The organism is Pseudomonadota bacterium (assembly GCA_039193195.1).
In the GTDB taxonomy this organism is placed as follows: Bacteria; Pseudomonadota; Gammaproteobacteria; order Steroidobacterales; family JBCBZW01; genus JBCBZW01.
The window spans coordinates 1-3,558 of sequence record JBCCWS010000099.1; the positions used below are offsets into that span (position 1 = coordinate 1).

General features: G+C 59.1%; 3 protein-coding genes. All 3 read right to left on the reverse strand.

Annotated elements, in window-relative coordinates; translation table 11 throughout:
* Positions 1 to 371 precede the first annotated feature (371 nt).
* On the reverse strand, positions 372 to 1,508 hold the full coding sequence (locus AAGA68_27265; protein MEM9388771.1) for a matrixin family metalloprotease: 1,137 nt from the start codon (positions 1,506 to 1,508) through the stop codon (positions 372 to 374).
* On the reverse strand, positions 1,505 to 2,362 hold the full coding sequence (locus AAGA68_27270) for a hypothetical protein (GenBank protein MEM9388772.1): 858 nt from the start codon (positions 2,360 to 2,362) through the stop codon (positions 1,505 to 1,507). The genes AAGA68_27265 and AAGA68_27270 overlap by 4 nt, the downstream gene beginning before the upstream one ends.
* A 1,057-nt stretch (positions 2,363 to 3,419) precedes the next feature.
* The coding region (locus AAGA68_27275) for an IS630 family transposase (GenBank protein MEM9388773.1) at positions 3,420 to 3,558 on the reverse strand (139 nt) is incomplete at its 5' end.

Below are 3,558 nucleotides of genomic sequence, written 5' to 3' on the forward strand. Positions count from 1 at the left end.
CCCCCGTGGTAGACGAGTAGCACGGGCATGGGGGAGCCGTCGTAGCTCGTAGGCAGGTACACGAGGTAGCTGCGGGTGACGCCGTCGACGTCCACGGCGCGGGGGAGTAACTGCTGGGCGCTGACCGTTGGGTGAACGGCAAGAGTGCAAAGCAGCAGGGAAACGAACGCAAGGCGCATCGGCATTCTCGGTGTTTTTGTTGAGACTGCACTCGAATCTAGCACGCTGAGATAAGTGAGGTCGTCTGGCCTTTCAGTGCGGCGCGAAGCCACCAACCAACACCGCCGCCTCGACACCGGTTGGGTAAACTGGCATGACGCTTGTGAGGGCGGGGCGCGGCTGGACTGGTACGATTTTGATTTGGGCTTCGGCTAGTTGACCCAGATCGGCAAGTAGGTCGCATTGTTGCGCTCATTGACTTCGGCGAGCGTGTCCTCGTAGTCGATGATCGCACCAAGCCAATAGGCTCTGCCAGAGGTGAGGTTGTCGGGGATCTCTAGCGTGACGGCTGTTGTGTATACGATGTTCCTCCCGAGATTGAAGTTCCAGCGAGTGATGAGCGGATCGAAGGTGGTGATGTAGTCGTTTGTCGAGACCACGAACCCCACCTTGGTCTCTTGAAAGACGCGTCCATTGTTCTCGTACGTGAGCTCGAAGGACACGGTTTGGCCGCGGTTGACCATGTACACGGTTTCTCCGTTCTCTTCGAAGGATGCGAGCTGTCCGCCGGACGCGTCAGCGAGCTCGGTGAAGTCGTGCTCACTGAACTCAGAGAATGAGCCCACGTGCTTGAAGTGCGAGACGGCGACGTCCTCGCGAACTTCGCTAGGGTACAAGTAGTGGGTGATCAAGCCGTTGGCTGCGTCTTCGCCCAGATACGGTGTCACCTTCGCATCGTTGTTGTGCACATGGGTGAAGCTGTCGCCCATCGAGTTGTAGGTGTCGCTTGTGTGGTTCAGACCGGCAAGATGACCGAGCTCGTGGATCGCAGCAGCCTGGAACTGAATGAAGTTACCCCCGTAGGCTCGCAAGTTGGGCGCGTACTGAGATGTGGTGTAGGTATACCAGCGCTGCTCACTATCGCTGAACCCGCCTTCCACGTTGAAGACCACGTCCGCCTCTAGGATTTTCTTTCCGTCGCCAAAGAACCAGTCGTTGTCGCAGTCCAACACTCGAAAGGCGATCGCCGCGGCACCGTTGAATAGATCGGCATCGCTCGAGAACCAAGACTCGTTCTGGTCGTTGTAGAACCCGATGCTGGTGTCATCGGTGCTCGCGGCGAGTTGAAACTGGCTCGGGTTGTGGTTGATCAGATCGATCGAGGAAAGCAAAGCATCCCGCCAAGAGCCAGGAGCGAAGCTGATCGCAGAGAGGGAAATGGGCTGATGAGCCTGATCCCAGTCTACGCTTTGATCGTCGCATTTGACCCAGTTGTAGGCTTCGGCGACGTGCTGCGCTAGCAGTAGGCTAAGCAGTAGCGTGCACCTTTGAAGTTTGCGTGAGCTCATGGTGCCTCCTCCTGGTGATCTGGACTTGCGTCATGGTGTGCTTCGTGGGCGTGCGAGGGCAAAACCGGGTTACCCCTGTTGGTCCGCAACGCAGCGAGTTCGCGGAGATCCTGATCGCTGCTCGGCAATACCGGATGTTCCGCTGGATCGTCCGGTGCGTCCACCGCCGCCAGGCCATCTATGGTGAACGTGTCGTCGGCGTCCGCAGAGTGAAAGGGAAAGGCGCCCGAGCGTTGGCGCTCTGGACCTAGGGCATGGCTCAAAGCAGCCATGAGTTCGGATACCTCGAGAGAGCGCGCCAATTCGCGGCGTGAGGCCAGGTCAGAGTCACCTTCGGTCAGCACTTCGACCCGTGACAGGGTATGGTCGCCGACTCGGTTAGTGACAGCTTCTAGGAGCAGCTGGGGTCCCTTATCGCGCAGCTCGCCCCGGCGGTTGAGCTCAATCACACGACCTTCTTCGGAGTAGACGTATCCATCAACCAATCTAAAGCGCCCGCCGCTGCACTGGACTAGGGGACAAAGAGCACGCCCGTTGCCAGCGACGAACAATAGATCTCGATCACCCAAATCAAACAGGGGAAATCCGTCCGCATAGGTGATGCGACCATCTGCCAGGGGACCGCCGAGGAATCTCAGCGTCACGTGCCTACCATCTGCCTCCCCCGAGAGGGTTTTCTCGACGTGGTAAGTGACGTAGGTGTGGGGAGCGCCACGAGGCGCACCGATAGAGGGTGCGGATTGCGCGTACTCAATCTTCGTAACCGTTCCGACGAACACCAAATCTGCACGTTGCGCTATAGACTGCAACTGCCTAACGTTGAAGTCAGGAAATATCATTGCAGCTGCTGGCATGCTTGTAATCAGTAGTATGCAAACGGCTGTGAGCGATGCTCTCATGGGCACTGCCTCCGCTAGTGTTGTTGAGGTTCCACCAAATGCAGTCATAGAAGCCGTCAGTGATAGCTAAGACTCTTTTCGATGGCGCCATTCTCTATCGTCGTGCGCGCCTAGCGTCATCGACACTGTTCGCTGTTCGACGACCGACCGTTAAGTCCGTAGGAGATATGTGCGGGCAAGAGTTGAAAACTGCCTGCCGCTCGTCGATTCCCTCTTGGCTTCGTCGCCCCGGCAGGGTCGGGTCTCAGGGGATTTCACCCACCCGTGAGGACGGGCGCCTGCGTTGCGCAGGCGCTGTGGCGTCGCTTGGTCGATGACCGGTGCCACCACCGTATTCGCCACTGCGGCAGCTGCAGATGGGCACCTGCGACGAAACAGGCCGGCAACGCCGTTCCGCCGGAGCGCGCGCGTGCCGCCGAGGAACGCCTAGAGGTTCGGATTAAACGGTGTCAGAGACCGTGGTCTCGCCGGATTGGCATCTGGGAGCTGCCGGCTGCAGGTGTTGCTCGCTGAGGATCTTCGCTCAGAAGGCGAGGCGGGTGCCTCTGCCGCCACCTAGAATCTCCAGTTCCAGACCGCCTTCCATCCCAGAAGGCGACGGCTTGGCTGGTCTCGGACTCGGCATTGGAGCGTGAGCACGGTCGGGAACACTGCGTCGAGGATCGTACCGACCCGCACATCGGCGAGGGCGAGGGCGGCCACGAATTGCGAATCGGTGGATATCCCTGATAGGCCCCTCATCGCCAACCGTCGCTGCAGCAGCAGACCGGTAGGCTGTGCCGGTTCGTTTCACCTGTACCGCTAATGAGCGAGGACCGAGGACCCGCAGGAAATGGCGTATTCTCCCGCCCTGCTGAGAGCAGCAGAGTCGCGCGCTCTGGTTTAGCTGTACGACGGCATTGCCGAACGGGGGCTAGGCCTGTGAGAAACCGAGCGACACTAGGTGTGCTTGTCCTATTGGGCTCACTCCGCCGCGCCACCGCAGACCCTGAGACCCTTGCGTCGGGACCAACTAGTGTCCTGTAACAGCTGATTCAGTAGCGATTCGGCGCGTTGGGTCGAAGTACTTCCACTTCACGGTCTTTGGCGACTTGTTGTACTGGCGTACGTAGCGCATGAGCTTACGCTTCAGATCAGTCACCGAGGTAAAA